Here is a 25463-nt window from a genome sequence, read left to right as displayed (position 1 = left end):
CTTAGAATGAGCTCCGAATGGACTCAAAATGTAAAATAGTGACGAAAAAGTCAGGTTATCCGCTGTATTTGCCGCGAATTCTTGCTATTTTGCGCGCCACCAACGCAAACGATTTCCTTCACACTTTCAGGATTAGTTATGGCAAAGCAAGATATGGCCGCCCAAACAGGGACTGGCGGCTTTCTGGACTCTTATTTTTCCATTTCTGCGCGCGGCAGCAGCGTGCGTCAGGAGCTGGTCGCGGGGCTGACCACCTTCCTGGCGATGGTCTACAGCATCATAGTGGTGCCGAATATGCTGGGTGCTGCCGGCTTTGAGCAGGGCCCGGTGTTTGTGGCCATCTGTTTGATCGCCGCCTTCGGCTCCCTGCTGATGGGGCTGTGGGCCAAGCTGCCGATGGCTATCGGTTGCGCCATCTCTCTCACCGCCTTTACCGCCTTCAGTCTGGTGCTGGGTCAGGGACTGAGCATTCCGGTCGCGCTGGGCGCCATCTTCCTGATGGGTGTGCTGTTTACCCTGATCAGCGTCACCGGCGTGCGCCAGTGGATCCTGGATAACCTCCCCTCCGGCATCGCTCACGGTACCGGCATCGGTATCGGTCTGTTCCTGCTGCTGATCGCCACCAACGGCGTCGGCATGGTGATCAAGAACGAAGGAGCTGGCCTGCCGGTACAACTGGGTGAAGTGACCGCCTTCCCGGTCATCATGACGGTGCTGGGTCTGGCCGCCATCTTCGGTCTGGAACGTCGCAAGGTGCCGGGCGGCATCCTGATGGTGATTATCGCCATCTCCATCCTCGGCCTTATCTTCGACCCGAAAGTGACCTGGCAGGGCTTCTTCGCCATGCCGAGCCTGACCGGTGAGAAGGGCTCACTGGTGGGCAGCATGGATCTGCTGGGCGCCCTCAATCCGGTGGTCATTCCGACCGTGCTGGCGCTGGTGATGACCGCCGTGTTTGACGCCACCGGCACCATCCGTGCCGTGGCCGGTCAGGCTGGCCTTATCAACGAGCGTGGCCACATCATCAGCGGCGGCAAGGCCCTGACTGCCGACTCCGTCAGCAGCATGGTGGCAGGCGTCGTTGGCGGTGCTCCGGCGGCCGTCTACATCGAATCCGCCGCAGGCACCGCGGCCGGTGGCAAGACCGGTCTGACCGCTGCACTGGTCGGCGTGCTGTTCCTGCTGATGATCTTCCTCTCCCCGCTGAGCTATCTGGTACCGGCTTACGCCACCGCACCGGCGCTGATGTATGTCGGTCTGCTGATGCTGGGCAACGTCACCAAGCTGGACTTCAGCGACTCGGTCGATGCGCTCTCCGGCATGCTGTGTGCCGTCTTTATCGTGCTCACCTGCAACATCGTGACCGGCATCATGCTGGGCTTCGTGGCGCTGGTCGTTGGCCGCATCTTCGCTGCCGAGTGGAAGAAGCTGAACGTCGGCACCGTCATCATCGCCCTGGCGCTGGTGGTCTTCTATGCCGGTGGCTGGGCCATCTAACCCGCCCGCATATTCCGGTTGTAGCGAAGGGCCCTGCGGGGCCCTTTTTCATGGCTGTGAGTCAGCTAACAGTTTCCCGCCCGCCAGCCCTGCGCCGTTTCAGATTGAAACACCGAGCCCCCTTCTGCTGTTTCAAATCCGAACCAAATCACCCGTCATTTTTATCCCTTTTTCTGTCGTTAGACTGGCTCCATCAACCATTTGCCCACCCGTGCGGTGGCAAGCCAAGGAGTGAGCCATGAAGAAACTGATCAATGCCGTCGATGCTGTGGTCCGTGAACAACTGATGGGGATGGCAGCCGCCCACCCCGAGCTCAAGGTACGTATCGAACCCCACTACATCACCCGCGCCGACTCCCCCGTGATGGGTAAGGTGGCGCTGGTCTCCGGCGGTGGCAGCGGCCACGAGCCGATGCACGGCGGTCTGGTGGGCAAAGGGATGCTGGATGGCGCCTGCCCCGGCGAGATCTTTACCTCTCCGACCCCGGATCAGATGTACGAGTGCGGTCAGGCCGTTGATGGCGGCGCGGGCGTGCTGTTTCTGGTGAAGAACTACACCGGTGACGTGCTCAACTTCGAGACCGCGGTCGAGCTCCTGCACGGCGACGGCGTAAAAGTGGGCTTCGCCCTGATCGATGACGACGTGGCGGTCAAAGACAGCCTCTACACCGCCGGTCGCCGTGGGGTTGCCACGACCGTGCTGTGCGAGAAGCTGGTCGGTGCCGCAGCCGAGGCGGGCTATGACCTTGCCCGCTGCGAGGCGCTGGCCCGCCGCATCAACAACCAGAGCCGCACCATAGGCGTGGCCATGCATGCCTGCACCGTGCCGGCCGCTGGCAAGCCCTCCTTCACTCTGGCGGACAACGAGCTGGAGTTCGGCGTCGGTATCCACGGCGAACCGGGCATCGAACGTCGCCCCTTCACCGACCTCAATACCCTGGTGGACGACATGTTCAGCGAGCTGGCGGACAACACTCCCTACGGCCGTACCCTGCGCCACTGGGATCGCACCAGCGGCAGCTGGCAGGAAGAGCACACCTTTATTGAACCACTCAACAAGGGCGATCGGGTTATCGCGCTGGTTAACAGCCTCGGCGGCACCCCCATCTCCGAGCTCTATGGCGTCTATGGTCGCCTTGCCACCCTGTGCGAGGAGGCGGGCATCCATCTGGTGCGCAACCTGATTGGCCCCTACTGCACCTCGCTCGACATGACCGGCATCTCCATCACATTGCTCAAGGTGGATGATGAACTGATGACCCTGTGGGATGCCCCCGTTCACACCCCCGCCCTGCGTCGCGGCTGCTAAGGAGAACCCATGTTAAGCAAGCATCACATCGTCAACTGGCTGCTCGACTGCGAGCATATCTTCACCGAGCAGCGTGACTACCTCACCGCGCTGGATACCGACATCGGCGACGGCGACCACGGCCTCAACATGCAGCGCGGCTTCGCCAAGGTGGCCGAGAAGCTGCCAGCAGTGGCGGACAAGGATATCGGGCAGGTACTGAAAACCACCGGCATGACCCTGCTCTCCTCGGTCGGCGGTGCCAGCGGCCCGCTCTACGGCACCTTCTTCATCCGGGCGGCGGCCAGCAGTGACGCCTGCCAGAGCCTGAGCCTCAGTCAGCTGTGCAAAATGCTGAGCGACGGGGTCGAGGGGATCGTCTCCCGCGGCCGTGCCGAGCCGGGCGACAAGACCATGTGCGACGCCTGGTGGCCGGCACTGGCCGCCCTGCAACAGGCGCAGCAGCAAGAGCTGCCGCTCAACGAAGCACTGGATAAAGCGGTGGCAGCCGCCGCGGCCGGTACCGAGGCGACCATCCAGATGCAGGCCCGCAAGGGGCGCGCCAGCTATCTTGGCGAGCGCAGCATCGGCCATCAGGATGCTGGGGCCACCTCGACCCTGCTGCTGCTGACCGCCCTGCGTGACAGAGCGAGGTTGTGACATGATCGGAATCGTAGTTGTCTCTCACAGCGCCATGCTGGCGGCCGGTTTGAAAGCGCTGGCCGACCAGCTCGGCAGCCCGGCCCGATTGCTGCTGGCGGCCGGGGTCGATGACCCCGACCACCCCATCGGTACCGATGCCATCGCGGTGATGAGTGCGATTGAAGAAGCGGACGACGGCAGCGGCGTGCTGGTGCTGATGGACTTGGGCAGCGCCCTGCTCAGCGCCGAGACCGCCCTCGAACTGCTGCCCCCGGAGCTGAGCGCGAGGGTGCGACTCTGCCCCGCCCCGCTGGTCGAGGGTACCCTGGCCGCCATGGTGGCGGCCGGTTCCGGCCTGACGCTGGATGAGGTGGCCGCCGAGGCGATCGGCGCGCTGGGCCCGAAACAGGCGATGCTGCCTGCCAGCGCGGCGCAGGCCGCCACCGAGACAGCCCCCGTTGTCGACGACGGCTGGCTGCGCTGCGAGGTGGTGGTGGATAACCCCCACGGCCTGCATGTGCGCCCCGCCGCCCGACTGGTGGCCGCCCTCAAGCCCTTTGCCGCCGAACTCAAGCTGCAAAAGGGGGATAAAGAGGCCAATCCCCGCAGCCTGACCCGGCTCGCCATGCTCAACGTGCGTCAGGGCGATGCGCTCACCCTGCTGGCGCGCGGCGAGGATGCCACCGCAGCATTGACCTGCTTCCAGCAGCTGGCCGACGAGCGTTTCGGCGACTGACGCCGCACGCCACTGTTTCAAGGGCTGCACTCGCTCGCTGAGCCTGTGCAGCTTCATTCAAGACGAAGGAGTCCCCGGCACAGCCGCCCCTTCGCCCCGATTCTTAATTCATAAAGAGAGAGGGATAAAATATGGACCGCATTATCATCAGCCCCAGCAAATACGTGCAAGGCAACGGGGCCCTCGCCAATATCGGCAACTACGTCAAGGCGCTCGGCAGCAAGCCGCTTATTCTGGCCGACGCCTTCGTCACCAAGCTGGTGGGCGATACCGTAGCCACCAGCTTCCACGGCGCCGGTATCAAGCCGGAGTTCGACTGCTTCAACGGCGAGTGCTCCCGCCCCGAGATCGACCGCCTGCTGGCCCGCTGCCAGCAGACCCCGTTTGACGTCATCATCGGCATCGGCGGCGGCAAAACGCTGGATACCGCCAAGTCGGTCGCCTTCTACCAGAAGGTGCCGGTGGTCATAGTACCCACCATCGCCTCCACCGATGCCCCCACCAGCGCGCTGGCGGTCATCTACACCCCGGAGGGGCAGTTCAGCGAATACCTGATGATCCCGACCAACCCCAACATGGTCATCATGGATACCGGCGTGGTCTCCCGCGCCCCGGTACGGCTGTTGGTCTCCGGCATGGGTGATGCGCTCTCCACCTACTTCGAGGCGCGGGCCAACAAGGTGTCAGGTTGCCAGACCATGGCCGGTGGCGCCTCCACCCTGGCGGCGCAGGCCATTGCCGAGCTCTGCTACAAGACTCTGCTGGCCGATGGTTACAAGGCCAAGCTGGCGGTAGAGCAGGGGCTATGCACCAAGGCGGTGGAGAATATCATCGAGGCCAACACCTACCTGAGCGGAATCGGCTTCGAGAGCAGCGGACTGGCCGCCGCTCACGCCATCCACAACGGTCTGACCCAGCTCGCCGAGTGTCACCACCTCTATCACGGTGAAAAAGTGGCGTTCGGTACCCTGGTGCAACTGGTGCTGGAGAACGCGCCGATGGCGGAGATCGAAACCGTGCTGGGCTTCTGCCGCTCGGTTGGCCTACCGACCAACCTGCATATGATGGGAGTCAAGGAGCTGGATATGGCGAGCCTGATGGAGGTGGCCAAAGCCTCCACCGCCGAAGGGGAGACCATCCACAACATGCCGTTCAAGGTCACCGCCGAGGATGTGCTGGCGGCCATCGTCACCGCCCACCAGTTGGGGCTGTAGCAGCGCCACCACTGACCCCGCCATATAAAACGGCCCCGCAACTGCGGGGCCGTTTTATATGGCGGGCCGATTCGCAACGACCTCAATAACCATCAGCCGTGATAGTCAGCAGGATCGATCTCGAGCAGCTTGAGTCGTCGCCACAAGGTGGTGCGGCTGATACCCAAATGCTGGGCCATCTGGCTCACCTGCCCCTTGCAGGCGTGAGCGCAGCGCAAAATGGCTTGCCGCTCCAGCTCCGCCAGAGTGAGCAGCGGTTGCCCCACCACCTCGTCGGCCACCCGTTGATAGCCGTGCCGAATGGCGGCGGGCAGCGCCTCGGGCGGGATCGGCCCCTGACCGGCATGAAGCAGCGCATGCTCGACGGCGCTGCGCAGCTCCCCCAGATTGCCGGGCCAGGGATAGGCGAGCAGACAATCGAGGGCCGCCGGACTGAACTGGCGCACCGGCTCGCGCCCCTGCGCTGCCAACTGCTGGCTGATCAGGCCCGGCAGATCGGCCGCGCGCTCCCGCAATCCCGGCAGCCACAGCTCGCACGCCTGCAAGGCATAGAGCAGCTGGCGGCCAAACAACCCCTCCTGCACCAGCTGCTCCAGCGGGGCGCTGCTGGTGGCGATGATCCGCACCTTGAGCGGCAGGATGCGGGCCGAATCGAAGCGCTGGATGCGACCGGTCTTGAGCAGTTGCAGCAGCGCCGCCTGCATGGGGGCAGAGAGGCACTCCACCTGCTCCAGTACCAAAGTGCCGCCGTGGGCCAGCTCGAACTTGCCCGCCCGCTCCTGCCCCGCCTCGTCGGAACCCATCAGCTCCAGCGCCATCCGCTCGCTCGGCAGCGCCTTGCAGTTGAGGGTAATAAGCGGCCCGGCGGCCCGTTCGCTGCCAAAGTGGATCGCCTCCGCCAGCTGGGCCTTGCCCACCTCCTCCTCGCCGCGCAGCAGGATCGGCCCCTGACTCTGGGCCGCCTGCCGGGCGTAGCGCAGCAGCTTGCGCATGGCGCTCGACTCCCCCACCAGCGCCGACAGCTCGGGCACCGTCTGGCGCAGCTGATGAATGGCCCGCAGCCGATCGACCGGGTGCAGCAGGGCGATAAAGCTGACCCCTTCCGGCCCCGGCAGCGGCTTGAGGCTCACCAGCGCATTGATAAACTCCCCCTCCTGCGCGCCGAGCCGCTCCAGCGTCACCTCCACATGACTCAGTGGCGTTTGCCCCCTGATGGCCAGCTGCAACCGCTGGGGCAACAACAGGTGCTGCTCCAGCGGCTGGCCGAGACAGAGTGCGGGATCGAGCCGCAGCCGGTGGGCTGCCAGCGCGTTGAGGTAGCGCAGCCGCCCCTGCGGATCCCAGGCCAGCACGCCGTCATCCATGCCGTCGAGCAGGGCGTAAAGTTCGCTCAGGTGGTGCTGGGACTCCTGCATCAGGGTCTCCATCTGCAGCAGATGGGCCAGCTCGCGCCCGGCGCTGACGGTGAGCGCCAGATCGCCGGCGCTCGCCTCCTCCACCTTGCAGATCAGGGCGATGATGGCGACCTGACGACCATTGCTGTTGTAGACCGGGCTGGCGCAGCTGTGCCACGGGTGGAGGGTCTGGTTGAAGTGCTGGGGGCCGCTGACACAGAGCGGCACGCCCTCCAGCGCCGCCAGATTGATGGCATTGGTGCCGATGCGCCCCTCGCTGAAAAAGGCGCCGGGGCCAAACCCCAGCGCCGCCAGCTCGCGCAGGGTATCCGGGTGGCCGGTTTGGGCCAGCAGGCAGCCACTCTCGTCGGTGAGCAGCAGGGCGCAGGGGCGCCCCTCCATAAATTCGTAGAGATCCTCGAGGGCCATCTCGCCGGTGGTGAGCAGATCCCGCTTGCGCTGGCGCAGGCTCTGCAAGGTCTGCCCCTTGGCGCTGTGGGGCGGATGCCAGAGGGTGGCACTGGTCTGGTGGGCGCAGCGCAGCCAGGATGCCTGCAGATAGTCAGGCCAGGCGAGCAGCGGCTGAAGGTCAGATGGCATGGTCACAGCAATATCCGGCAAGATGTGAGCCGACCATTTAACCACGCCAGCGCCCCCGATTCAGTGACCTGCCTCAGAGGGTGGCAACGTTTAAAGACACCAGGTTGCCGCTAAGCGGCACGTACACTCCTGACTGCCCGCAGCACGCTCTGGCGCCCCTGCCAGTAGCCCTGCAGATAACCGGACTCCAGCTTGGATGGATCTCGGGTAAAACGGGAGACCGGAAAACCGGCCGGTGGTGCGATCACCTCGATCTCGCAATCGGCGGGTGGCGTCTCAATAAAATCGAGAGCCCGGTTATAGGCCACATCCCGTACCAGCATCGCCTGCGCCAGCGCTGGTTGAGTTTTCAGCAAGGCTTTGACCATCCAGCAGAAACGGGCCGGTTTCTTGCGATAGCCGCGGGGTTCAGAGAGCACCACCGTCATCCGCCGCGCCCCGCGCCGATAAGCCTCGATCACCGGGATTGAGTCACTGATACCGCCATCCGCCATGAGACGGCCATCGACACAGGGGGTCTCGTGCTGCACCACCGGCAGGGCGCAGGTAGCTGTCAGCACTTCATCCATATTGTCGGGGTACACAGGCAGGTAGACAGCCGCGCCAGTCGCCACCTCGGTGGTCACCGCATAGAAGGGAATACGACAGGCGGAGAAAGTGTCCAGGTCGAGGGGAAAGCGGTAGCGGCTAGTACGCCAGAGCCAGCTGACATCCACCAAATCACCCCCCTTGACGAAGCGCAGCGGGTCGAGAAAGTCGCTGCTGCAAGCCAGTTCGGTGATGATGTGATGGCTGCGGCGCTGCTGCTCGCTCAGGTAAGAGACCAGATTGGTCGCGCCGGCCGAGACCCCCATGACGAAATCGAACGGGTAGTGGTGACTTTCCACGAAGGCATCTAGCACGCCGCTGGCGAAGATGCCGCGCATGGCGCCCCCTTCGACAATGAGTGCGCTGGTAGCAGAAGAGAACATGTGAAGGCTCCGTCAGCGGTAAAAAATTCGGGGCATACCCCGATCGGTGATGGACGCCTTCATGCTGGGCACCAAGACGCCTGCTGGACGGATAGGACAACTGGAGTGCGCCGATACCGTCAAGCGACTACCAGTATATGCAGCGAACAAACCTGCAAAAAATGAATTTAAATAATAAAAAACATTCCATTTAGGCATAACTTTTACTGTAAAAAGGCCAGCCGCAGGGCTGGCCGTGCGCTCAACTCACTCAGGGCAAACCGGGGCCGAAACGCCCCGTCACCGGATCGTAGTGATAGGCGTCGTAATCAAAGTCGATCCCCTTGAGCAGGGGGTTGGGCAGCTCGAACAGCTTGCGCTCGTGGAGCCTGGCCCGCTCAAGGGAGGGTTTGAAGTGGTGCAGCCAGAGCCGCTGCAGCGAACCATCCTGCCACGCCAGTTTGAGCCCGGTCTGAATGCGCCGGATCCCCGCCTGATTCCCCTTGAAGGTGTAGAAGAGATGGAGGAAGGGGTAGTGCAAGGCGATACGCTGCTCCACGATGAGGCCGGCCACATCACGGTGCTGCTCCAGCTCGGCGAAGAGCTCGTTGGCGCCGCGGCAAAAGAGGTCGGCCCGCCCACGTGCCACCAGCTTGAACAGCCGCTCGTAGCCGTCCACCTCCTGCACTTGCAAACCGGCCGCCCGCAGAATGGCAACATCCTGCCAACCACGCTCCTGCACGTTCTGGTACTGCTTGAGCTGATCGAAGCGGGTCACGCTGGCAATCGTCTTCGCTTGCTGCGGACTGACAAAGCAGATGCGATAGCCGAGGATGCCGAGCTCCACCGGGAAGCGGACATAGTCGAGGGCCTCGCCGCTAGCGGGCTGTGGCGTATCGACGGCAAACAGATTGGGATAGAGATTGGTTTGCAGCACCTGTCGCAGCCGGATCCGGTTCATCGGCGGCGCCGCCCGCAGCTCGTAGTCACCGAAGCTGTCGCGGGTCTTCTCCAGCGCAAGTTGCAACAGATCGCAAAAATAGAGGGTACGCAAGTCCCGATCGCTCTCGGGGCTGATATGAGTGATGACGTCGCTCGCCCGTAGGGGACTGGCAAGGAGAGAGAGGCTGCACAACAGCAAGCAGGAAGCGAGGCGATGAAAGGTCATACTGCTCATCCCGGAAATACACGCTCACTAGAGTGTAGTGCCGGGATGAGCCGCCTTCTAAAGGGAAGCCCGGCCTACCAGAACATCCGGCCCAGCAGGGGCGCCAGCAGCACGGTCACCATACCGGCAATCATCATCACCATACTGGAGACCACGCCCTCTTCGTTGCCCATCTGATAGGCCCTGGCGGTGCCGGCGCCGTGGGCCGAGGCGCCAAACCCCGCCCCCTTGCCGAGACGGCTGCGAATGGCCAGCACGGTGAGCACACTCTCCCCCACCGCCATACCGATGACGCCGGTCAGCACCACAAACAGCGCGGTGAGGTCGCTCTGACCGCCGATGGCGCGGGTCGCCTCCACCGCAAACGGCGTAGTGATGGAGCGCATCGCCAGACTGCGCTGCAGCATGTCGGAGAGATCCAGCCAGCGGGCCAGCAGCACGGTACTCCCCACCGCCATGATGACCGAGGCGACCACCCCTACCGACAGCGACAACCAGTGGCGACGAATGAGCTGGCGGTTCTCGTAGACCGGCACCGCGAAGGCGACGGTCGCCGGGCCCAGTAGCCAGAGCAGCCAGTGGGATTCCGCCATGTAATCCTGATAGGGGATGTGGAACAGCAGCACCACGGCCACCAGCAGGGTCGGCGCCAGCAGCAGCGGCATCAGCGGCAGAATGCGCTTTTTACCATAGAGCCATTTGCTGGCGTAGTAGAAGATCAGGGTGAGGGCGAAACAGATCAGCCCGAGCAGGGTATCAGACATGACGGCGACTCCGGCGGGCCAGTTTCAGTTCGAGGCGGTAGACCCGGTCCACCACCAGCGCGGTAGTACCGAGCACCAGCGTGGTGCTCACCAACAGCACCACCATGATGCGCCACCCCTCTTGCAGCAGCAGCTCCTGATAGTTGACCACCGCCACCACGGCGGGCACGAAGAAGAGCAGCATCTCGGCCAGCAGCCAGCGAGCCCCCGCGCTGAACCACTCGGCCTTAACCACCCCGAGCAGGATGCAGGCCAGCAGCAACAGCATGCCGGTGAGGTTGGCGGGCAGCGGCAGATGGAGGGTACGCACCGCGGTATCGGCCAGCAGCCAGATGGCTGCCAGCAACACAATCTGGAAGGGAGTCTGTAACCAGCGCAAGCAGAGGGCTTTCATGATCATCGTCTTTCTGTGAACCGGCTCACAGTATAGAGTTGAGCAAAACCTGCTAGAAATGAATTAAAATTATCGAATTCATGCCGCATAGGCATACTTCATCCCGTACCCGCCAACACGAGTCGAGAGAGTCCATGGATATTCGCGCCCTGCGCTATTTTGTCGAACTGGTGCGGGAAAAAAGCTTCACCCGCGCCTCTGAAAAGCTGTTCGTCACCCAGCCCACCATCAGCAAGATGATCCGCAATATCGAAGAGGAGCTGGGCCAACCCCTGCTCAACCGGGAAGGGCGCCGCTTCACCCTGACCGACAGCGGCCAGGTGCTGTTCAACCGGGCCCAGACCATATTGGCGGAGATGCAGCAGCTGGAGGCCGAACTGGCGGATCTGCAGAGCCTGCAACACGGTCGCCTCACCCTCGGCATTCCCCCCATGGTGGGTCACGTCTATGCGGATCTGATCCGCGCCTACCGCACCCGCTATCCCAAGGTGGAGCTAACCCTGGTGGAGTACGGCGGTCGCCGCATCGAACAGGCAGTGCTGGAGGGGGAGCTGGATCTCGCCATCACCATGCTGCCGACCAAAGAGGGGGGCGCCCTCAGCGCGCTGGAGCTGGATCAATACCCGATCCGGGTCGTGCTACCTGATCAACCCCGCTGGCATGGCGAGACGCCGCTGCGGCTGGAGTCCCTGCAGGAGGAGCCCTTCCTGCTCTATACCCAGGCGTTTACCCTGAGCGAGCGGCTGGAGCAGGCATGTCAGGAGGCGGGCTTTGTGCCGCAGGTGGCGGCGCGCAGCAGCCAGTGGGATTTTCTCACCGCCATGGTACGCAGCGGCATGGGGGTCGCCTTCTTGCCGGAGCCGGTCTGCCACCGGCTGACCCCGGATGGTCTGGTGCTGCGGCCGCTGGAGCCCGAATTGAGCTGGCGACTCGGGGTGATCTGGCCGAGCGAGCGCTATCTCTCCCGCACCGCCGAGGCCTGGTTGGCCCTCTGCCGCCAGCGGCAGGCACCTCAGTAATCGCCGAAGCGATCGGTCTGCGGATTGTAGAAGTAGGGGCGGAAATCGAAGCTGATCCCGTCGAGGAAGGGGTTATCCAGTCGCAGCAGTCGGCGCTGGGAGAGCTTGGCAAAGGCGATGGCCGGGCCAAAGCTCTTGCGCCACAGCGCCTGTAGCGAGCCATCCTGCCACGCCAGCTGCAACCCCCGCTCGACCCGCTGCAGCGCCTCGCGATTGTTGGGATTGGTGTAGAAAACCCGGGGCAGCGGGTAGTAGATCAACAATGCATCATCCACCAGCAGGTCCGTCATCTCCTTGTGGGTCAGCTGCTCGCTGCGCAGCTCGCTCACCCCGCGGCAGAAGAGATCGAAGCGGCCCCGCGCCACCATTTTGAACAGCTTTTCGTACCCCTCCACTTCCACCACCTCCATCCCGGCGTAACGCAGGATATCCACATCCAGCCACCCCTTGCCCTGACCGAAGGTGAACTGGCGCAGCCCCTTGAGGTCGGTCACTTTGCTCACCGCCCCCTTTTGCTGCGGGCTGACAAAACAGATGCGGTAGCTGACGATCCCCAGATGGATGGGAAAACGGACATAGGCGAGCCCCAGATCCTCGCGGGTGCTGCTGTAGCTGTCCATTACAAAGAGGTTGGGATAGTTGTCGAGCTGCATGCTGACCCGCTCGCGCGCCTTGGTCATGGGCGGCGCAGGCTCCAACAGATAGTCGCCAAACTGGTCGCGGGTCTTGTCGAGGGCGAGCCGCAGCAGCTCCCGATCATAGGTGGTACGCGGATCCCGCTCGCTCTCCGGGCTGATATAGGTAAACCGGGTGGCCGCCTGTCCGGTCAGCGACAACATGCAGAGCAGAGCGGCAGCCAGCAGATGCAGGGGTGACATAAACCGCGCCTTGGCTGAAGGGGTTCTTTCAGTGTAGCCCCTAGCTTGGCCGCTCGGCCCTGCCACCACCCCACGCTCTCCTCCACTTTTCGGCCAGTCGCATCCATCAGCCTACTCCCCCACCGGAGGTGTGCTTCTGAGCGATGTGGCATAACGCTGATAGGCAGCAGAGTCGCGCACCTGCTCGATGGCATCCCACGCCTGCCGGCTTTGTCGGGGATGGGCCTGATAGAAGCGGTGAGAGAAGACCAGATAGTAGGGCTTCTCCACCAGTACCGGCGACAGCCGCTCGATACGGGCCTGCAACGCGGGATGGGCCGCCAGAATGCTGTCGGCCACCTCGGTCTGGATGGCGGCCGCCTGCGCCCGATCCATCACCAGCTTTTTCAACATGATCAGCGGGTCACGGCTGGAGTCATCCACCTCGGCTCCCGCAGCCTGCAACCAGTCGACGATGGAGAATCCCGACTGGGCCGCCACCATGCCCTTGATCCTGAGGGTGGTGCCATCCCACTGGCTCTTGCCCCCCTTTAGCTGGTAGAGGCTGTAGCTCTCGGTCAGCAGCCGCTTGGCGGGGTCGGGTTTGCCCTCACGCATGGGATAGACCCCCACCCTGGTCGCCCGCTCGACGCTGTAACTCATCTTGATGGCCGCATCCATCTGGCCACTGCTCACCCGAGAGAGGCAGCGCTTCCACGGCAGCGGCGTCAGCACGATCTCGGCATTGAGGGCGGTAGCAACCGCCTTTAGGTGATACTGGACAATCCCCTCCCCCGATTGCAGCAGCCAGGGGTAGGAGTCACTGTTTTCGAGGCAGGTACGCAGCGTAAAGACCGGGGCTGCACCGCCGGTGGCAGGCAGCAGCAACGCGATGAAGAGCAGGGAGCGGGCAGATGCGTGCATGGGCCATCTCCTTTGCGGCAATGATCTCTCCCTTACTCTATCAGAGCTGCGCACCTGATAACCCGGCTCAGGGTTGTGAACCGAAATCATCCGTCAGCGGGTTGTAAAGGTAGGGGCGATAGTCAAAACCGTCCTTGGGTAACTGCGGATTGCCGAGCCGGACAATCTGGCGAGCCCCCAGATTGGCAAACACCAGCGAGGGTTGGAAGTGATGGCGCCAGAGCCGTTTGAGCGAACCATCCTGCCAGGCCAGTTGCAGACCGCGCTCAAGGCGCTCGCGCTCCTGAACGTAGCGGGCATTGCTGTAGAACACGTGGATCAGCGGATAGAAAAGGGCCAGATGGCGATCGACCGTCAAACCGGCCACCTTGCCCCGATGAGATTGCCACTCCGGCAGGATCTCGTTGGCCCCACGACAGAAGAGATCGATGCGCCCTCGTGCCACCATACGAAACAGCGACTCGTAGTTATCCACCTCATGTACCGTCAGCCCGCCGTTGCGCAGGATCACCGCATCCTGCCAGCCGGTGCCCACCCCTTGAGTGAAGTGGCGCAACTGATCCAGGGTGTTCACCCGCGCCAGCTCGGCAGCACGATCCGAGCCGACAAAACAGACCCGATAGCCGAGGATCCCCATATCGATCGGGAACGGGATCAATGCCACCTGATCCGCCACCGCCTCCCCCTGATAAGGCCAGCTGTCGAGAATAAAGAGGGCGTTTTTGCCCTGCTCCTGCACCTCGATCCGCATCCGCGCCTTGTTCATCGGCAGGGAGTCCAGCAACTCGTAGTCACCATATTCGGAGCGAGTTTTCTCTAGCGCCAGCTGCATCACCTCACGGTAATAACGCATCCGCATGTCCTGACTGTTTTCAGGACTGAGCAGGGTAAAACGGGTGGCAGCCAGCAAGGCAGAGGGGAAGGATAAACAGAGACAAAGCAACAGAAGTCGGTACATCATGGCTGAACTCATACAACGGGGTTCACCCAGTATAGACTGGCACGCACCCCGTTGAGCACAGGGCTCGCGCCCGCTCACAGGTGGGGCAATCCGGGCCACCACAGGCCCGGATAGCGGGTTCACACCTTGCCCGGCACTACTCTTCGCCGATAGGTGCGGCGATCCACTTCATCAGCGTCAGCATATCCTGCGGCGCCACGCCGACCGAGAGGCCGCGCTTGCCGCCGCTCACCAGGATCTCGTCAAACTGCAGCGCCGACTCGTCGAGCACAGTGGGCAACAATTTCTTCTGGGCCAGCGGGCTGATGCCACCCACCTTGTAGCCGGTCAGCTTCTCCGCTTCCGCCGGTTTCATCATCTCCACCTTCTTGAGACCGGTCGCCTTGGCCAGCTGTTTCAGACTGCACATGCCGGATGAGGGAACGATGGCCACCACCGCCTGCTTGTCGTGATGGGCAACCAGAGTCTTGAACACCTGCGCCTCCGGCAACCCGAGCTGGGTCGCGGCATGCTTGCCGAAATCGTCGTGGGCGTCGCACTCGTAGGGGTAGAGCTTGTGGGGAATCTTGAGCTTCTTCAGCAGGTTGATGGCAGGAGTCATGATGGTTGCCTTGAATCGAATCGCATAAAAACAAGGCCAAACAGTCTGCGCCTGCATGGCGAGGGATGCAAGCCGGAGGGGAAATCTGTACCCATCACCGGTAATGAGTAGAGAGCAATGAACAAGGTGAATTGTGCTGCTTGCCCTATGAAACACAGGACGAGACTAGGCAAAGAGCATTTTCGAGCGGTGCAATGCGCTGTGCTTATTGCACCCTACAAAATACCGCCCAAAACATGGGTGAGGCTCCCATCGAGCCGAATTCTGCTGGGCAACAAAAAACAAAGGGCGCCGTGTCGGCGCCCTTTGGCTTGATGGATATTGCTGAAGCCTGCTGGCTTGGGCTGGCTATCAACCGGTGTTGCGCATACCTGCGGCAATACCGGCGATGGTGACCATCAGCGCCTTGTCCAGCTCGGGGTGCAGGGTCTCCGGGTGGTTGCGGGAGCGGTTGAGCAGCTCGGCTTGCAGCACGTTGAGCGGGTCTGTGTAGGGGTTGCGCAGCTTGATGGACTCCTTGATCCAGGGCTGATCCTCCAGCAGATCCCCGCGCGGGCTCAGTTTCAGCACCACCTCGATGGATTCGGCGAGCTCCTGACGCAGCTGTTTGCCAAGGCCCCACAGCTCCTGCGGCACCAGACGGGTGTCGTAGTACTCGGCGAGCCAGACGTCCGCCTTGAGGAACACCATCTCCAGCATCTCGAGGCGAGTGCGGAAGAAGGGCCACTGGGCGCTCATCTCTTCCAGCACCGCCAGCTTGCCGCCGTCGATGGCCTGTTGCAGCGCCTTGTGGGCTCCGAGCCAGGCCGGCAGCATCAGGCGGTTCTGGGTCCAGGCGAAGATCCACGGAATGGCGCGTAGACTCTCGACGCCGCCGTTGGGCTTGCGCTTGGAGGGACGGGAGCCGAGCGGCAGCTTGCCGAGCTCCATCTCCGGGGTGGCGGCACGGAAGTAAGGGACGAAATCCGGATGACCGCGCACGATACTGCGGTAGTGATCGCAGGAGTCGGCGGCCAGCTGTTCCATCACCTCGCGCCAGCACTCTTTCGGCTTGGGTGGCGGCAGCAGGTTCCCTTCCAGCACGGCGCTGGTGTAGAGCTCCAGACTCTTGATCGCCACTTTCGGCAGGCCGAACTTGAAGCGGATCATCTCCCCCTGTTCGGTGGTACGCAGACCGCCGCGCAGGGATCCCGGCGGCTGGGAGAGGATGGCCTGATGGGCAGGCGCACCACCACGACCGACGGTACCGCCACGGCCATGGAACAGGGTGAGGCGGATGTTGTTGGCTTCGGCCAGCCCCACCAGGGATTCCATGGCGGCGTACTGGGCCCAGCCAGCGGCCATCATGCCCGCATCCTTGGCAGAGTCGGAGTAGCCGATCATCACGTACTGACGGCCCTGAATGTAGCCGCGATACCAGTCCACCGAGAGCAGGCGCTCCATCACGGCGGTGCCTGCCATCAGGTCATCCTGGGTTTCAAACAGTGGGGCGACCGGCATGCGGAACTTGCAGCCTGCCTCTTTGAGCAGCAGTTGCACCGACAGCACGTCGGACGGCGCACCGGCCATGGAGATGATGTAGATGCCAAACGCATCAGGGTCGTGCTCGGCGATGACCTGACAGGTATCCAGCGTCTCGCGTACCTCGGCGCTCGGTTCCCAGTCGTGGGGAATGAGCGGGCGGCGGGAGTTCAGTTCGTTGAGCAAGAAGGCCTGCTTGTCATCTTCACTCCACTCGGCGTAATCCCCCAGTCCCAGATAGCGGGTCAGCTCGGAGAAGACCAGCCCGTGACGCTCGCCATCCTGACGGATATCGAGCTTGACCAGATGGATGCCGAAGCAGGCGACCTTGCGCAGCACGTCCAGCAGCATGCCATCGGCGATATTGCCCATGCCGCAAGCGTGCAATGAGTGGTAGCAGAGCTCCAGCGGCTCGCGCAGCTGGGCGGTGGTCTTGACCAGATCCTGGCTCTCGCTCACCTGGCCCTGCACCTTGGCGGTGAGGTGCTCCTTGGTCTCGCGCAGCGCTTCACGCAGCTCGCGCACCAGCGCACGGTAGGGCTCGGGGTGATCGCCAACGCGAGCGCGCACGGCGTCGGTACAGTCGGACATGGAGAGCTCGGAGGTGAGCTCCTTGATGTCTTTGTAGAACAGGCTAACCGCCATCCAGCGGCCCAGCTCCAGCACTTCGGCAGTCACCTTGGCGGTAACGAAGGGGTTGCCATCTCGGTCACCGCCCATCCAGGAGGTGAACTTGACCGGCGCGGCATCCAGCGGCAGCCGCACACCCAGATGGTGTTGCAGACGCTCGTCCAGATTGCGCATGAATTCGGGAATGGCGGGCCACAGGCTGTTCTCCACCACGGCGAAGCCCCACTTGGCCTCGTCGACCGGTGTCGGGCGCTGTTCGCGGATCTCGTTGGTGTGCCACGCCTGATTGATCAGCTGTTCGATGCGGTTGAGGATCTTGTCCCGCTCGCGGGGCAGCAGGTCGGAGAGCTCCAGCGCTTCGAGGCAGTCGTTGAGCTGCACGTGCTTGTGGATCAGGGTACGGCGGGTCACCTCGGTGGGGTGAGCGGTCAGCACCAGATCGATATCCAGCTCGCGCACGGCCTGAATGATGGCCTCTTGCGACAGGTTGGACGCTTTCAGTTTGTCGAACATCTGCTCCAGCGGGTCTGGGGTGCAGACCTGCTCTTCGCAGCGACGGGAGATGGTGTGGAACTGTTCCGCCACGTTGGCCAGATTGAGGAACTGGCTGAAGGCGCGGGCCACCGGCAGCAGTTCATCATCGCTCAGGGTGCGCAGGGTATCGAGCAGACGTTCCCGGTCTGATTCATTGCCCTTGCGGGAGGACTTGGCCAATTGGCGAATGGTTTCGATCTTGTCGAGAAAGGCCTGACCCTGATGATCCTTGATGGATTTACCCAGCAGCTGACCCAGCATACCTACGTTGGCGCGTAGTGCGGCGTACTTTTCGTTCATTCCACATCCTTATCTTGTTGGTGCCTGACACCCATCCGGGGTGCTAGACGACCTCACTTATTGTTGTGCGATTACAACATATGCTCCGTCATCTTAGGGTGACAATCTACCCAGATTGTCTGCGCAAGGTCAAATAACAGGCCGATTCAGAACATGTATTTCCATCACCACTCCACAACCGGCTTGTTATGTAACTTACTTACAGTTCTTACGCCCCTCTCACCGCCGCCACTACAGGCAAAAACGTCTGATCAGGTGCTGCAACACCGAGGTGGTCGGCTTGACGAAGGAGAGGTCAAGGTACTCGTCAGGCTGGTGCGCCTGGGTGATATGGCCGGGGCCCATCACTATGGTCTGGCAGCCAAGCTGCTGGATAAACGGCGCCTCGGTGCAGTAGTTGACCGACTCGGCGGCGCGACCGCTCGCCTTCTCAGCTTCGCGCACCAGCACAGAGTCGTCGGCGCAGGCATAGGCGGGAATGGGTTCATGCAGATGTTGCAGATGCAGACAGCCCGGCTGGTGGATCTCGATGGGCGACAGCGCCTCTTTGAGCATCCCCATCAGCTCGTCCGGCCCCACCTGCGGGGTGGGTCGCAGGTCGATATGCAGCTCGCAGCAGCCGCAGATGCGGTTCGGGCTGTCACCCCCCTGAATGTAACCCAGGTTCAGGGTTGGCTGCGGCACGGCAAAGCGGTGGTCGGCGTAGCGATCTTTCAGATCCTGCTGCAAGCGCAGCACCTGCCCCATCGCCTTGTGCATGATCTCCATGGCGTTGACACCGTTGGCGGGATCCGAGCTGTGACCGCTCTTGCCGGTAATGCGGATCGCCTCCGACATGTGCCCTTTGTGGGCCACCACCGGCACCAGTCCGGTCGGCTCGCCAATCACGGCGTAGTCGGGTTTGAGCTCGGCCGCCGCGGCGATGGCGCGGGCCCCCGCCATGGTGGTCTCTTCGTCGGCAGTGGCGAGAATGCGCAGCGGCTTGGTCAGCTTGGTGAGGTCAATATCTTTGAGCGCCTCCACGATAAAGGCGAAGAAGCCCTTCATGTCGATGGTGCCGAGGCCATAGAGACGATTGCCCTCTTCGGTCACCTTGAAGGGATCCTTGCTCCAACCCCCCTCATCGAACGGCACCGTATCTGTGTGACCCGCCAGCAGCAGACCGCCCTCCCCCTGACCCATCGTCGCCACCAGATTGAATTTGCCCGGCAGATCGGGGAGCGCCGTCACCTCGCACTGAAAACCGAGCTGACCGAACCAGTCGGCCAGCAGCCGGATCACCGCCTCATTGCTCTGATCCCACTTGGGATCCGTGCTGCTGATAGAGGGAATCGCAATAATATTCTTATAAAGTGAAAAAAAATCCAGATTGGCCATCAGCTCCTCCTTGCGTCCCCGGAATGTTTCTGTTAGAAAATACAAATGCAAAGTGAGTGCATGAATATTCTGTAATTTTACCTGAATATCTGGCTCATCAACAAAGGCTTCTAGTTGTAAGGGAAAGTTAATGTTCTGTCACCTGATCTATAACCGACGACACACACCCGCCTGAATTGCCCCTCCGCACTTGTGCAAAGGGGCGCTCGAACACCCTTGTGCACTGCAGCGTCATGCTGTGAATCTCGAACTCTGACTTGGAATATTCAACATGCTTAACACCGTTATCGTCGGTGCCAGTGGCTACGCGGGAGCCGAACTGGCCGCACTGGTACAGAACCACCCACAACTCAAGCTGTTCGGCCTCTATGTCTCCGCCGGCAGTCAGGATGCCCACAAGCGCTTCTCTTCCCTGCATCCCCAGTGGGTCGGCGCCCTCGATCAGCCGCTGCTGCCGCTGGACGACGACGGCATGACCCGGATCCTGACCCAGGCCGATCTGGTACTGCTGGCCACCGCCCACGAGGTGAGCGCCACGCTTGCCCCCAAGTTTCTCGCCAAGGGGCTGCCGGTGTTCGATCTCTCCGGCGCCTTCCGGGTCAAGGATCAGGGCTTTTACGACAGCTTCTACGGCTTCACCCACGACAGCGAACAGTGGCTGGATCAGGCCGTCTATGGCCTGGCCGAGTGGAACGCCGATGCCATCGCCACCGCCCAGCTGATTGCGGTGCCGGGTTGCTACCCGACCGCATCGCTGTGCGCCCTCAAGCCGCTGCAGCAAGATGGCCTGATTGCCAAGGGGTGGCAGCCCATCATCAACGCTGTCTCCGGGGTTTCCGGCGCCGGGCGCAAGGCAGCCATCAACACCAGCTTCTGCGAAGTGAGCCTCAATCCCTACGGCACCTTCAATCACAGACACCAGCCGGAGATCAGCCACCACCTCGGCAAGGAGGTGCTGTTCCAGCCCCACCTCGGCAACTATGTGCGCGGCATCCTGGCCACCATCTATGTGCAGCTGGCGGACGGCGTGACTCCCACCCAGGTGGATCAGGCCTTCCTCAAGGCTTACGAAAGCAAGCCGCTGGTGCGCCTCACCGGCCAGATGCCCTCCATCCGTGGCGTAGCGGGCACCCCTTACTGCGACATCGCCTGGCAACAGCAGGGCAACATGCTGGTGGTGGTCTCGGCCATCGACAACCTGCTCAAGGGCGCCGCCTCGCAAGCCATGCAGTGCATAAATATCAAATTTGGTTTTGAACCGGCCACCGGCCTGATTTAAGGACTTAGGAAGGATCTCGAACATGGACAAACAGACGTTGGTAATCAAGCTGGGCGGTGCCCTTATCGAGAACGACGAGGCGCTGACCGCCCTGTTCGCCACCCTCAAAACTTTTCTCGACGATCAGCACCGTCCGCTGGTGCTGGTGCACGGCGGTGGCTGTCTGGTGGATGACCTGCTCAAGGGGCTGGGTCTCACCTCTACCAAGAAGAACGGCCTGCGGGTAACCCCGTTCGAGCAGATCCCCTTTATTGCCGGTGCGCTGGCAGGGACCGCCAACAAGCAGATGATGGCCAAGGCGATCGCCACCGGCATTCCGGCTGTGGGGCTCTGTCTAGCAGATGGCGGCCTCTGTCAGGTGACCCAGCTTGACCCGGATCTCGGCGCGGTCGGCGAGTGCAAGCCGGGCAACCCGGCGCTGGTAGCAGGCATCCTCGGTCAGGGCTTCTTGCCGGTAGTGAGCTCCATCGGTATCACTGCCGAGGGGCAGCTGATGAACGTCAACGCGGATCAGGCGGCCACCGCCATTGCCGAGGCGCTCGGTGCCGATCTGGTGATGCTCTCCGATGTGAGCGGCATCCTCGATGGCAAGGGCAAGCTGGTGCCCCAGCTCGACAAGCTGACCGCGCTGGATCTGATGGAGAAAGGGGTGATCCGCGATGGTATGGCGGTCAAGGTAGAAGCGGCCCTGCACGCCGCCGAGACCCTCGGCAAGCCGGTCTGTGTCGCCAGCTGGCGCTACCCGGATCAGCTGCTCAAGCTGCTGGCTGGCGGCGCGGTCGGCACCCAGGTAGCTATTTGATCTCCACCGGAACAAGGAACATCCGATGCAACATCTTCTGAAAGACAGTGATCTGAACAAAGCCCAGATTGAAGCGCTGATTGCGCTGGGCCAAGCGGTCAAGGCCGACCCAAAGAAGTACAGCCAGGCGCTGGCCGGCAAGAGCGTGGTCACCCTGTTCGAGAAACCCTCCCTGCGCACCCGGGTCACCTTCGACATCGGCATCGCCAAACTGGGCGGCCACAGCGTCTATCTGGATCAGCAGAACGGCGCGCTGGGCAAGCGGGAGTCGGTGAAGGATTTCGCCGCCAACCTGTCCCGCTGGTGTGATGCCATCGTCGCTCGGGTGTTCGATCACCAGACCCTGGTCGAGCTGGCGGAGCACGGCACAGTGCCAGTAGTGAACAGCCTGTGCAACCTCTACCACCCCTGTCAGGGGCTGGCCGACTTTATGACCATTGCCGAGCACTACGACGACCTGTCGAAGGTGAAGCTTGCCTACCTCGGTGATGGCAACAACGTCAGCCACTCTCTGCTGCTGCTGGGGGCGACCCTGGGCACCGACGTCACCCTGATCTGCCCGAAAGGCCACGGCCCGGATACCCAGATCTTCCTGCAGGCGCAGGCGCTGGCGGCCAAGTCGGGGGCGACCATCCACATCAGCGATGACGTGGCAGATATCGAAGGGTTCGACGTGGCCTACACAGATACCTGGGTCTCCATGGGCGACAACACCCCGATGGAGCAGGTCAAAGACCTCTTTATGCCTTACCAGATCAATCAGGCCCTGCTCGACCGCACCGGCATCCAGCATGTGCTGCACTGCCAGCCGGCGCACCGGGAGCTGGAGATCACCTCTCAGGTCATGGACGGGCCTGGCTCCCTCATCATGGACGAGGCAGAAAACCGGATGCATATCCAGAACGCCGTACTGTTGACCCTGCTTGGGCACAAATAACGGCAACCGACCCCAAATAACACCTTTTTATCGAATCATCATGGAGAGAAGTAAATGAGCGGAATCAACAAGATCGTACTGGCTTACTCGGGCGGACTGGATACCTCGGCCATCATTCCCTGGCTGAAGGAAAACTATGATGCGGAGATCATCGCCTTCGTCGCCGACGTCGGTCAGGAGCGTGACGATCTGGAAGGGATCGAGCAAAAAGCCATCGCCTCCGGCGCCACCAAGTGCATCGTCAAGGATCTGCGGGAAGAGTTCGTCAAAGAGTACGTCTACCCGACCCTGAAGACCGGCGCTGTCTATGAGGGCACCTACCTGCTGGGTACCTCCATGGCCCGTCCGGTGATCGCCAAGGCGATGGTCGAGGCCGCGCTGGCGGAAGGGGCCGATGCCATCTCCCACGGTTGCACCGGCAAGGGCAACGACCAGGTGCGTTTCGAAGGTGCGGTGGCCGCGCTGGCGCCCCAGCTGAAAGTTATTGCCCCCTGGCGTCTGTGGGACATGCGCTCCCGGGAAGATCTGCTGGCCTACCTGGAGACCCGCAACATCCCCTGCAAGGCGACCCTGAAGAAGATCTACAGCCGCGACGCCAACGCCTGGCACATCTCCACCGAGGGTGGCGAGCTGGAGAGCACCTGGAACGAGCCGTCCGAAGCGGTCTGGCAGTGGACCGTGCCCGCCGAGCAGGCACCGGATCAGCCGGAGTACGTCAAGCTGACCGTGGCCCAGGGTGAAGTGGTGGCCGTTGACGGCCAGCCGCTCAGCCCGCACCAGATCCTGATGACCCTGAACGAGCGTGCCGGCAAGCACGGCGTGGGCCGCATCGACATCACCGAAAACCGGATGGTGGGCATGAAGTCCCGCGGCTGCTACGAGACCCCGGGCGGTACCGTGATGGTCGCCGCGCTGCGCGCCGTGGAAGAGCTGGTACTGGATCGCCCGACCCGCGCCTGGCGGGAAAAGCTGGGTGCCGAGTTCTCCCACCTGGTTTATGACGGTCGCTGGTTCACCCCGCTGTGCAAGGCCATCGTCGCCTCTGCCAACGCCATTGCCGAAGATCTCGATGGTGAGGTGGTGCTGAAGATGTACAAGGGTCAGGTCACCGCGGTGCAGAAGAAGTCGCCGAACAGCCTCTACTCCGAAGACTTCGCCACCTTCGGCGCCGACGAAGTGTACGACCAGAGCCATGCCGAAGGCTTCATCCGTCTCTACACCCTGGCCAGCCGGATCCGCGCCATGAAGGAGCAGCACCAGGCCATCGGTGGCGATCACACCCACGGTTGATGAAAAAGAGGGGGGCCTGGTCCCCCTAGTTTTTTAATGCGGAGGGGGATTTATGAGTAGAGAGAAAGAGATCGAAGTGGTTCGTGAATATTTAAAACGGAGCTTCGTTGGGGTAAATATCTTCCATCAGGATGATTTCAGTCCAGAAAGTCACTCTTTCAAAGTTAAGTCCAAAGGTGGTTCGCTCTTGTTAAGCGTCACTGAGGATTTTATGGATCTACATACCCTGGAAACATTGGATAAATATCTGAATAGCAATCATGTTGCCGAGAAGATGCGTGAACATCCCGGCAAAATTGTTGTGATTGTGACTACCGGAATCACGATTCAAGACAGGTCTTGATCAAGCTGTCATAAAACAGCCGCAGTAATACAAGGAGAGCAGTATGGCACTTTGGGGTGGACGCTTCAGTCAGGGAGCCGATAGCCGGTTCAAACAGTTCAACGATTCGCTGCGGTTCGATTACCGCTTGGCAGAGCAGGATATTCAAGGCTCCATGGCCTGGGCCAAAGCGTTGGTCAAGGTGGGCGTGTTGACCGCCGATGAGCAGGGCAAACTGCAACAGGCGATGGAGGTGCTGCTCGCCTCGGTGCAGCAGGATCCCCGGCAGATCCTCCATTCGGATGCCGAAGATATCCACTCCTGGGTCGAGAGCCAGCTCATCGCCGCCGTCGGCGATCTCGGCAAGAAACTGCACACCGGCCGCTCGCGCAACGATCAGGTCGCCACCGACCTGAAACTCTGGTGCAAGGCGCAGGGCGAGCTGCTGCTCGGCTCCATCACCGCCCTGCAGCAGGGGCTGGTCGCCTCCGCTCGCGCCAATCAGACCGCCGTGCTGCCGGGTTACACCCACCTGCAGCGGGCCCAACCGGTCACCTTCGCTCACTGGGCGCTGGCCTATGTGGAGATGCTGGAGCGGGACTACTCCCGGCTACAGGATGCCCTCAAGCGCCTCGACACCAGTCCGCTCGGCTGCGGCGCGCTGGCGGGCACCGCCTACGCCATCGACCGCGAAGCGCTGGCGCTGGACATGGGCTTTGCCGGCGCCACCCGCAACAGTCTGGATTCGGTCTCCGATCGGGATCACGTGGTGGAGCTGATGCACGTGGCGTCCCTCTCCATGACCCACCTGTCGCGTTTTGCCGAAGACCTTATCTTCTACAACACCGGCGAGGCGGGCTTTGTCGAGCTCTCCGATGCGGTCACTTCCGGCTCCTCCCTGATGCCGCAGAAGAAAAACCCCGATGCGCTGGAGCTGATCCGCGGCAAGACCGGCCGGGTGGTGGGCGCCCAGATGGGCATGCTGATGAGCCTCAAGGCGCTGCCGCTGGCCTACAACAAGGACATGCAGGAAGACAAAGAGGGGCTGTTTGATGCCCTCGATACCTGGCACGACTGCCTCGATATGGCGGCGCTGGTGCTGATCGACCTGAAAGTGAATGGTGAGCGCACCATGGCGGCAGCGCAGGGCGGCTACGCCAACGCCACCGAGCTGGCGGACTATCTGGTGGCCAAAGGGATTCCGTTCCGAGAAGCGCACCATATCGTCGGTGAAACCGTGGTCTTTGCCATCAGCGTGGGCCGCCCGCTGGAGGAGCTCTCCATCGGTGAATTCCAGCGTTTCAGCCCGGTGATCGAGTTCGACGTCTACCCCAATCTGGAGCTGGAAGCGACCCTCGCCAAGCGGGTCGCCAAAGGCGGCGTTGCCCGGGAGCAGGTAGAAGCAGCCCTGACTGCCGCCGAAACATGGCTGGCCAAGCGGGTGGGTTAAGCCAACCGGCTT

General features: G+C 62.2%; 23 protein-coding genes. 12 read left to right on the top strand and 11 right to left on the bottom strand.

The features are described from left to right. Window positions 1-138: 138 nt before the first annotated feature. The 5 genes from G5193_RS18045 (at window position 139) to G5193_RS18025 (ending at window position 5377) form a co-directional block, all read left to right on the top strand. Window positions 139-1497 carry an NCS2 family permease gene (locus tag G5193_RS18045; protein WP_421206720.1) on the top strand — a complete coding sequence of 453 codons (1359 nt, stop codon included), beginning with the start codon at window positions 139-141 and terminating at the stop codon, window positions 1495-1497. 238 nt (window positions 1498-1735) lie between these two features. Next, the gene (gene dhaK, locus G5193_RS18040; RefSeq protein ID WP_005340163.1) at window positions 1736-2806 is read left to right on the top strand and encodes a dihydroxyacetone kinase subunit DhaK; all 1071 of its coding nucleotides are present in this window, start codon (window positions 1736-1738) and stop codon (window positions 2804-2806) included. 9 nt (window positions 2807-2815) lie between these two features. Then, window positions 2816-3445: a dihydroxyacetone kinase subunit DhaL gene (gene dhaL / locus G5193_RS18035; RefSeq protein ID WP_021231630.1), complete on the top strand. Its 630-nt coding sequence runs from the start codon at window positions 2816-2818 to the stop codon at window positions 3443-3445. A 1-nt stretch (window position 3446) separates the two neighbouring features. After that, on the top strand, window positions 3447-4163 hold the full coding sequence (gene dhaM, locus G5193_RS18030) for a dihydroxyacetone kinase phosphoryl donor subunit DhaM (protein WP_216952176.1): 717 nt from the start codon (window positions 3447-3449) through the stop codon (window positions 4161-4163). A 131-nt stretch (window positions 4164-4294) separates the two neighbouring features. Further along, window positions 4295-5377 carry a glycerol dehydrogenase gene (locus tag G5193_RS18025; RefSeq protein ID WP_319919201.1) on the top strand — a complete coding sequence of 361 codons (1083 nt, stop codon included), beginning with the start codon at window positions 4295-4297 and terminating at the stop codon, window positions 5375-5377. 92 nt (window positions 5378-5469) lie between these two features. Here the strand turns inward: G5193_RS18025 and dhaR are convergent, their stop codons facing one another. The 5 genes from dhaR to G5193_RS18000 all read right to left on the bottom strand — a co-directional run bounded on the left by dhaR (window position 5470) and on the right by G5193_RS18000 (window position 10647). Next, the gene (dhaR, locus tag G5193_RS18020; protein ID WP_335843643.1) at window positions 5470-7371 is read right to left on the bottom strand and encodes a dihydroxyacetone kinase operon transcriptional regulator DhaR; all 1902 of its coding nucleotides are present in this window, start codon (window positions 7369-7371) and stop codon (window positions 5470-5472) included. Between the two features lie 110 nt (window positions 7372-7481). Then, window positions 7482-8342, bottom strand: a complete 861-nt coding sequence (locus tag G5193_RS18015) for a patatin-like phospholipase family protein (protein WP_421206718.1) — start codon at window positions 8340-8342, stop codon at window positions 7482-7484. Window positions 8343-8592: 250 nt separating this feature from the next. Further along, window positions 8593-9489, bottom strand: a complete 897-nt coding sequence (locus G5193_RS18010) for a hypothetical protein (RefSeq protein ID WP_421206716.1) — start codon at window positions 9487-9489, stop codon at window positions 8593-8595. Window positions 9490-9563: 74 nt separating this feature from the next. Beyond that, a complete protein-coding gene (locus G5193_RS18005) occupies window positions 9564-10253 on the bottom strand; it encodes an LrgB family protein (protein ID WP_005357793.1) in 690 nt (229 codons plus the stop codon). After that, the gene (locus G5193_RS18000; protein ID WP_041202734.1) at window positions 10246-10647 is read right to left on the bottom strand and encodes a CidA/LrgA family protein; all 402 of its coding nucleotides are present in this window, start codon (window positions 10645-10647) and stop codon (window positions 10246-10248) included. The genes G5193_RS18005 and G5193_RS18000 overlap by 8 nt, the downstream gene beginning before the upstream one ends. A 134-nt stretch (window positions 10648-10781) precedes the next feature. On the opposite strand from G5193_RS18000, the gene G5193_RS17995 reads away from it, so the two are divergent. Next, a complete protein-coding gene (locus tag G5193_RS17995) occupies window positions 10782-11666 on the top strand; it encodes a LysR family transcriptional regulator (protein ID WP_216952181.1) in 885 nt (294 codons plus the stop codon). Here G5193_RS17995 and G5193_RS17990 read toward each other — a convergent pair. The 6 genes from G5193_RS17990 to argE form a co-directional block, all read right to left on the bottom strand. Next, window positions 11660-12544 (bottom strand): transporter substrate-binding domain-containing protein, encoded by an 885-nt coding sequence (locus G5193_RS17990; protein WP_216952182.1) that lies wholly within the window; start codon window positions 12542-12544, stop codon window positions 11660-11662. The two genes, G5193_RS17995 and G5193_RS17990, sit on opposite strands and share 7 nt — an antisense overlap. Window positions 12545-12655: 111 nt before the next feature. Next, on the bottom strand, window positions 12656-13447 hold the full coding sequence (locus G5193_RS17985; protein ID WP_421206714.1) for a substrate-binding periplasmic protein: 792 nt from the start codon (window positions 13445-13447) through the stop codon (window positions 12656-12658). A 67-nt stretch (window positions 13448-13514) separates the two neighbouring features. After that, a complete protein-coding gene (locus G5193_RS17980; protein ID WP_421206712.1) occupies window positions 13515-14408 on the bottom strand; it encodes a hypothetical protein in 894 nt (297 codons plus the stop codon). 136 nt (window positions 14409-14544) lie between these two features. Further along, a complete protein-coding gene (gene ybaK / locus G5193_RS17975) occupies window positions 14545-15009 on the bottom strand; it encodes a Cys-tRNA(Pro) deacylase (RefSeq protein WP_139463594.1) in 465 nt (154 codons plus the stop codon). Window positions 15010-15360: 351 nt separating this feature from the next. Then, the gene (ppc, locus tag G5193_RS17970) at window positions 15361-17994 is read right to left on the bottom strand and encodes a phosphoenolpyruvate carboxylase (protein WP_076494012.1); all 2634 of its coding nucleotides are present in this window, start codon (window positions 17992-17994) and stop codon (window positions 15361-15363) included. Window positions 17995-18225: 231 nt separating this feature from the next. Continuing rightward, entirely contained in the window at window positions 18226-19371 is a 1146-nt protein-coding gene (argE, locus tag G5193_RS17965) for an acetylornithine deacetylase (protein ID WP_227341843.1), read from the bottom strand. A 271-nt stretch (window positions 19372-19642) separates the two neighbouring features. Between argE and argC the strand changes: the two genes are divergently transcribed. From argC to argH, 6 genes are read left to right on the top strand one after another with little or no spacing between them, the layout of a single operon-like run. Continuing rightward, window positions 19643-20650: an N-acetyl-gamma-glutamyl-phosphate reductase gene (gene argC, locus G5193_RS17960; RefSeq protein WP_005336096.1), complete on the top strand. Its 1008-nt coding sequence runs from the start codon at window positions 19643-19645 to the stop codon at window positions 20648-20650. A gap of 22 nt (window positions 20651-20672) precedes the next feature. Beyond that, on the top strand, window positions 20673-21452 hold the full coding sequence (gene argB / locus G5193_RS17955) for an acetylglutamate kinase (RefSeq protein ID WP_005336097.1): 780 nt from the start codon (window positions 20673-20675) through the stop codon (window positions 21450-21452). Between the two features lie 25 nt (window positions 21453-21477). Continuing rightward, entirely contained in the window at window positions 21478-22389 is a 912-nt protein-coding gene (locus tag G5193_RS17950) for an ornithine carbamoyltransferase (protein WP_421206708.1), read from the top strand. Between the two features lie 54 nt (window positions 22390-22443). After that, window positions 22444-23679 carry an argininosuccinate synthase gene (locus G5193_RS17945; RefSeq protein ID WP_421206706.1) on the top strand — a complete coding sequence of 412 codons (1236 nt, stop codon included), beginning with the start codon at window positions 22444-22446 and terminating at the stop codon, window positions 23677-23679. A 52-nt stretch (window positions 23680-23731) separates the two neighbouring features. Continuing rightward, complete coding sequence (locus G5193_RS17940; RefSeq protein ID WP_253627048.1) at window positions 23732-24022, top strand: hypothetical protein; 291 nt, start codon at window positions 23732-23734, stop codon at window positions 24020-24022. A 43-nt stretch (window positions 24023-24065) separates the two neighbouring features. Further along, window positions 24066-25451: an argininosuccinate lyase gene (argH, locus tag G5193_RS17935; RefSeq protein WP_421206704.1), complete on the top strand. Its 1386-nt coding sequence runs from the start codon at window positions 24066-24068 to the stop codon at window positions 25449-25451. The last annotated feature ends 12 nt before the right edge of the window (window positions 25452-25463 follow it).

It is taken from the genome of Aeromonas sp. 601027, assembly GCF_049174455.1.
GTDB lineage: Bacteria > Pseudomonadota > Gammaproteobacteria > Enterobacterales > Aeromonadaceae > Aeromonas > Aeromonas veronii_A.
Note: the sequence above shows the minus strand (reverse complement) of the source record. Positions and strands in the feature narration are given on the sequence as shown.